This is a genomic window from Bradyrhizobium sp. (genome assembly GCF_049581145.1).
GTDB lineage: Bacteria > Pseudomonadota > Alphaproteobacteria > Rhizobiales > Xanthobacteraceae > Bradyrhizobium.
Window position 1 is genome coordinate 1 of sequence record NZ_JBAURI010000195.1, and the last position, 6,093, is coordinate 6,093.

Below are 6,093 nucleotides of genomic sequence, written 5' to 3' on the forward strand. Positions count from 1 at the left end.
GTTCGGCCCCGCGACGGCCGCCTTGGCGCCGCGGGGCGCGACGGCGGGGCGCCTGAACGCCGTGACATTGTCCTTCACCGGCTCGTTTGGAGCGGTGCGGACCTCGGGCGGCGCGCCGGCGCCACCCATTTGGGAATAGTAGCTCTTGTACATCCGGCCGATGATCGCCTCGGTGGCGTCCGCCTCGGACATGTCCTTCAGCAGCGCATTGTAATTGGCGAGGAAGTTCTGGGCCTCGGCGGGCAAGGCGGAGGCGCCGTTCAGCTTGGCCATCATCTTCCAGGTCGCGAAGTCGGCGCGGGCCCTTGTGTCGGCACGCCGCGCAATCATCATATCTGCAGCTTTGGCCAAGGTCGAACCGGGTCCTTTTCGCCCATCCTTGCGACTAGGCATTACCTGTTAAAATAAGCATTAGCCGAATGACAAAATCCGTCGATTCACGCACGATTGTGGACATAACATCAAGATTTAGACCGAACTGCGAACCTGCCAAGGGCAGCAGGATCAAAATTGCGATCAGAATCAGCATCCCGAACGGCTCCAGCCGGGCCAGCGGCGCGGCCAGCACTCGTGGCAGCAAACCGACCGCGACCCGTCCGCCGTCCAGCGGCGGTATTGGTAGCATATTAAAGACCGCCAGCACGACATTGATAACGAGGGCGTTTTTCAAATTGTCGGCAGTCCATTGGGCGGCCTCCGGCGGCAGCAGGTCGACCAGATGGAACAGCGCCGCGGCCAGCAAAGCCAGCGCGATGTTGGTGCCGGGTCCAGCCAGCGCCACCAGGACCATGCCGATTCGCGGATTGCGGAGCGCGCGGAAATTCACCGGAACCGGCTTGGCATAGCCGAACAGAAACGGCGAGTGCGACAGCAAGAGGATCGCCGGCAGGATCAGCGTGCCGAACGGGTCGATGTGCCGGAGCGGGTTGGCGCTGACCCTGCCGAGCTCCCAAGCGGTATTGTCGCCGAAGGCATGCGCCACATAGCCGTGGGCCGCCTCGTGAAACGTGATGGCAATGACGAGGGGGAGGACCCAGACCGACAGGTCGTAAAGCGTGAGATTCAATGGTTTGATTCCAGATGCGCTGACAAAGGTAGGAACGCAGCGTCCGTTCCACTAGGGAACCCCATGCTGATATTGCGGCAGGCCACGCACTGTTAAGCCATTTCCGCGGGTTTGCGCACTGTTTTCAAGGTTGCCGTGATGTCTTTTGGCAGACGACGGTTGCCGGCGAACCGATCGTCCAGGCCTCCTCACCAACCGGAGTGTGCTGCGATTCTCCTCGCAAGACAAACCCGGGACGCGTTTGCCTCGAAATCAGACTCAGGCCGCCGCTCAATACGTCGCGCGGCCGCCGGAAATGTCGAACACCGCGCCGGTCGAGAACGCGCAGTCCTCCGACGCCAGCCAGGCGACCATCGCCGCGAGTTCTTCCACCAGCACGAAGCGGCCTTTTGGAATCTTCGACAGCATGAAGTCGATGTGCTGCTGCGTCATCTGGTCGAAGATCGCGGTCTTCGCCGCAGCCGGCGTCACCGCGTTGACCAGGATATCGTGCTGCGCAAGCTCCTTGCCGAGCGATTTGGTCAGCGCGATCAGGGCCGCCTTGGATGCCGAATAATGCGCAGCGTTGGGGTTGCCTTCCTTGCCGGCGATGGAGGCGATGTTGACGATACGGCCGTATTTCTGTTTGAGCATGGCGGGCACCACTGCCTTGCAGCAGATGAAGGGCCCGTCGAGATTGATGCGCAGCACCTTGCGCCATTCGTCGAGGTCGGTCTCCCACACGGGCTTGTTGATGCCGGCGATGCCGGCATTGTTGACGAGAATGTCGACCTTGCCGAAGGCCTCCAGCGTGTTGTCGCGGGCCTGTTCCACCGCGGCGAGGTCGGTCACGTCGACCTTGAAGGCGGTGACGGCCTCACCGATCGCCTTCGCCGTCGCCTCGGCCAGCGCCTGGTCGTGATCCCAGATCGCGACCCGGGCACCGGACGCCACGAACCGCTCGGCGATGGCGCGGCCAAAACCCTGCGCGCCGCCGGTGACGACGGCGCTTCGACCGTTCAGATCGATCTTGTTCATGATGATGGTCCTCTTCCTAATTCCTGACGCGTAGCGATGGTGGCGCAGCGGCGGAAGTCTTACCTCTCCCCCGCGAGCGGGGAGAGGTAAGATCAAAGCGTCCAGCCGCCGTCGATGACGTGCGCGACGCCGGTGGTGAAGGCGCTCTCGTCGCTCGCCAGATAGACCGCGAGCAGCGCGATCTCTTCCGCGGTGCCGAGCCGTCCCATCGGCTGTCGCGAGACGAACAGCTCGTGTCCGCCCGGGCCCGCGGCGGACGCGCGCTGCAGCATCGACGGCGTCTCGATGGTGCCAGGGCAGATGCAGTTGCAGCGGATGCGCTTGGTGATGAAATCGACCGCGACCGCCCGGGTCAGCGCCGCCACCGCGGCCTTGGTCGCGCCGTAGACGTAGCGGTTGGGCGCGGCCTTGAACACGCCGGCGGCGGAACAGATATTCACGATCGAGCCGCCGTCGCCTTCCAGCATCATCGGCAGGAAGGAGCGGATGATCCGGTGCATCGACTTGACGTTGAGGTCGAAGGAAAAATCCCAGTCCTCGTCCGAGCAGTCCAGCACGCTGCCGTGATGCACGAAGCCGGCCGCATTCAGCAGGATATCGACCTTGCCGACGCGCTTCGCGGTCGCGGCCACCGCCGCGCTGTCGCGGACATCGAGCCGCGCCACGTCGGCGATGCCTTCGTGCTTCAGCACGGCGAGCCCCTTTTCGTCGATATCGGTCGCGAACACGGTGGCGCCCTCGCGGGCAAAGGCAAGCGCACAGGCGCGGCCAATTCCGGCGGCGGCGGCAGTCACGAAGGCGCGTTTGCCCTTGAGGCGGTCTGACATTTTTTCTTCTCCTGTTATTTTTGTTATTTTCCCGTCATTGCGAGCAGCGGAGCGACGAACAATCCATGTCCGCGCGGAAGGATTGTGCATTGCTTCGCGGAGTCCGTCGTCGGACGGCGCTTCGCGCCGACCCGTTGGTTCGCAATGACGGTGTTCGGCTGCCTAGTGATTATCCCTGGCCACGCCGACCTTGCCCGCGATGTCGTGATAGCGCGTCGCAAATTCCATGCAGGCGCCGGTTGCCTGCTGGCCGACGGTGTTGCGATAGAGCTCCTGCCAGGGCGTCTGGTTGGCCGGATAGGGGAAACCGCCCTTGGCCTTCAGTTCGGCATGGCGCTGCTTCACCTCGGCCTCCGCAATCAGGATATTGGCGCTGCCCTTGTTGAGATCGATGCGCACCTTGTCGCCGGTCTTCAGGATCGCTAATCCCCCGTCGGCGGCGGCTTCGGGCGACGCGTTGAGGATCGAGGGCGAGCCCGACGTGCCGGACTGCCTGCCGTCGCCGATGCAGGGCAGCGCCAGGATGCCGCGCTTGATCAGGGCTGCCGGCGGCTGCATGTTGACGACCTCGGCGCCGCCGGGATAGCCGATCGGCCCGGTGCCGCGGATGAACAGGATGCAGGACTCGTCGATATCGAGCGAAGGCTCGTCGATCCGGGCGTGATAATCCTCCGGGCCCTCGAACACGATGGCGCGGCCCTCGAACGCGTTTGGGTCCTTCGGATTGCTCAGGTAGCGGTCGCGGAATTCCTTGGAGATCACGCTGGTCTTCATGATCGCGGAATCGAACAGATTGCCGCGCAGCACCAGGAAGCCGGCATCCTTCACCAGCGGCTTGTCGTAGCCGTAGATCACATCGCCATCGGGCGTCGCCGCCTCACGGCAATTGTCGCCCATGGTGCGGCCGTTGACGGTCATGGCGTCTTCGTGGATCCGCTGGTGTCGCATCAGTTCGCGCACCACGGCCGGCACGCCGCCGGCGCGATAAAATTCCTCGCCGAGATAGAAGCCCGCCGGCTGCATGTTCACGAGCAGCGGAATCTCGTGGCCGTATTTCTGCCAGTCGTCGATCGACAGCTCGACCCCGACATGGCGGGCCAGCGCGTTGATATGGATCGGTGCGTTGGTCGAGCCCCCGATCGCGGAATTGACCACGATGGTGTTCTCGAACGCCTTGCGCGTCAGGATGTCCGAAGGCTTCAGGTCTTCCCAGACCATGTCGACGATGCGCCGGCCGGTGTCGTAGGCGATTTGGGCGCGCTCGCGATAGGGCGCCGGGATCGCGGCGCAGCCCGGCAGCGACATGCCGAGCGCTTCCGCCAGCGAGTTCATGGTCGACGCCGTGCCCATGGTGTTGCAATGGCCGATCGAGGGCGCCGAGGAGGCCACGATGTTCATGAACTCCTCATAGTCGATCTCGCCCGCGGCCAGCCGCTCGCGGGATTTCCACACCACGGTGCCGGAGCCCGAGCGCTGGCCGTCATGCCAGCCATTCAGCATCGGTCCGCCCGACAGCACGATCGCGGGCAGATTGACGGTGGCCGCCGCCATCAGGCAGGCCGGCGTCGTCTTGTCGCAGCCGGTGGTCAGGACCACCCCATCCAGGGGATAGCCGAACAGGATCTCGACCAGGCCGAGATAGGCGAGGTTGCGATCGAGCGCCGCGGTCGGCCGCTTGCCGGTTTCCTGGATCGGATGGCACGGAAACTCCATCGCGATACCGCCGGCGGCGCGGATGCCTTCGCGCACCCGGTGCGCCAGTTCGAGGTGATGCCGGTTGCAGGGTGAAAGGTCATTGCCGGTCTGGGCTATGCCGATGATCGGCATCCCGGACTGCAGCTCCTTCCGGGTCAGGCCGTAATTCAGGTAGCGCTCCAGATAGAGCGCGGTCATGCCCGGGTTATGTGGATTGTTGAACCACTCGGTCGAGCGGAGTTTGCGCCTGGTGACGCCGGTCAGCGGCTTGTTCATGGTTTCTCCCGCGGCGCACACGCCTCATTATTGTGCGGATCCTGATTTTAGGCCGGTTGTTTACATCATGACGTTCAGTTCGCAAATTCGTTTGCAAGGGGCAAGACTTAAGACTTTAGAGGCCTAAGACTTTGATCCAAGGACATCGCGGAAAAAGTCTGCTAAGACCCTGACCAACAAAAACAAGACCGCGCCTGCCGCGGTGCGTCATTTCGGGGAGGGAGTAGATGTCTTCGGTCCATATTCGCGACGTGCGAAAATCCTTCGGGGGTTTCGAGGTCCTGCACGGCGTGTCGATCCCGATCGAGGACGGCGAATTCGTCGTTCTGGTCGGACCGTCGGGCTGCGGCAAATCCACCTTGCTGCGGATGCTGGCCGGGCTGGAAAACATCACTTCGGGCACGATCTCGATCGGCGAGCGCGTCGTCAACAATGTTCAGCCCAAGGAGCGCGACATCGCGATGGTGTTCCAGAACTATGCGCTCTACCCGCATATGACGGTCGCCGACAATATGGGGTTCTCGCTCAAGCTGCGCGGGGCGCGCGCCGACGAAATCAACAAGGGCGTGCAGCGCGCCGCCGAAATCCTGGCCTTGACGCCGCTGCTCGACCGCTATCCCCGGCAATTGTCCGGCGGCCAGCGCCAGCGCGTCGCGATGGGACGCGCCATCGTGCGCGACCCCCAGGTGTTCCTGTTCGACGAACCCCTGTCCAATCTCGACGCCAAGCTGCGGGTCGCGATGCGCACCGAGATCAAGGAACTGCACCAGCGGCTGAAAACCACGACCGTCTATGTCACCCACGACCAGATCGAGGCCATGACCATGGCCGACAAGATCGTCGTGATGCACGACGGCGTCGTCGAGCAGATGGGCTCGCCGCTCGAGCTCTACGACCGCCCGGAAAACCAGTTCGTTGCCAGCTTCATCGGCTCGCCGGCGATGAATTTCCTCAAAGGCAAGGTCAGGGCGAACGGCAGCGCCAGCTTCGAAGGCCCGGACGGCCTGAAACTGCCGCTGGCCGCGCCGCCTGCCAATTCCGATGGCCGCCCTGTCGTCTATGGCGTTCGCCCGGAGCACTTCACCATCGCCGATGACGGTGCCGAGGCCGAGATCATCGTGGTCGAGCCGACCGGCTCGGAGACCCAGGTGTTCGCCAAGCTCGGCGGCGAGCAGGTCGTCGCCGTGTTCCGCGAACGACATCAGTTCAATC

Annotated in this window: 6 protein-coding genes; 1 reads left to right on the top strand and 5 read right to left on the bottom strand. The window is 63.6% G+C overall.

What is annotated here, in order from left to right; translation table 11 throughout:
* The 5 genes from WCB02_RS06455 to WCB02_RS06475 all read right to left on the bottom strand — a co-directional run.
* The coding region (locus WCB02_RS06455; RefSeq protein WP_423957009.1) for a hypothetical protein at nt 1–333 on the bottom strand (333 nt) is incomplete at its 3' end.
* A 52-nt stretch (nt 334–385) separates the two neighbouring features.
* A complete protein-coding gene (locus tag WCB02_RS06460) occupies nt 386–1,066 on the bottom strand; it encodes a site-2 protease family protein (protein WP_423957004.1) in 681 nt (226 codons plus the stop codon).
* A gap of 270 nt (nt 1,067–1,336) precedes the next feature.
* A complete protein-coding gene (locus tag WCB02_RS06465; protein ID WP_423957005.1) occupies nt 1,337–2,083 on the bottom strand; it encodes an SDR family NAD(P)-dependent oxidoreductase in 747 nt (248 codons plus the stop codon).
* A gap of 92 nt (nt 2,084–2,175) precedes the next feature.
* Nucleotides 2,176–2,910: an SDR family oxidoreductase gene (locus WCB02_RS06470; protein ID WP_423957006.1), complete on the bottom strand. Its 735-nt coding sequence runs from the start codon at nt 2,908–2,910 to the stop codon at nt 2,176–2,178.
* Between the two features lie 162 nt (nt 2,911–3,072).
* Nucleotides 3,073–4,881 carry an IlvD/Edd family dehydratase gene (locus WCB02_RS06475; RefSeq protein ID WP_423957007.1) on the bottom strand — a complete coding sequence of 603 codons (1,809 nt, stop codon included), beginning with the start codon at nt 4,879–4,881 and terminating at the stop codon, nt 3,073–3,075.
* Between the two features lie 227 nt (nt 4,882–5,108).
* Here WCB02_RS06475 and WCB02_RS06480 point away from each other — a divergent pair.
* Nucleotides 5,109–6,093, top strand: a 985-nt coding sequence (locus tag WCB02_RS06480) for an ABC transporter ATP-binding protein (RefSeq protein WP_423957008.1), incomplete at its 3' end; no start/stop codon positions are given.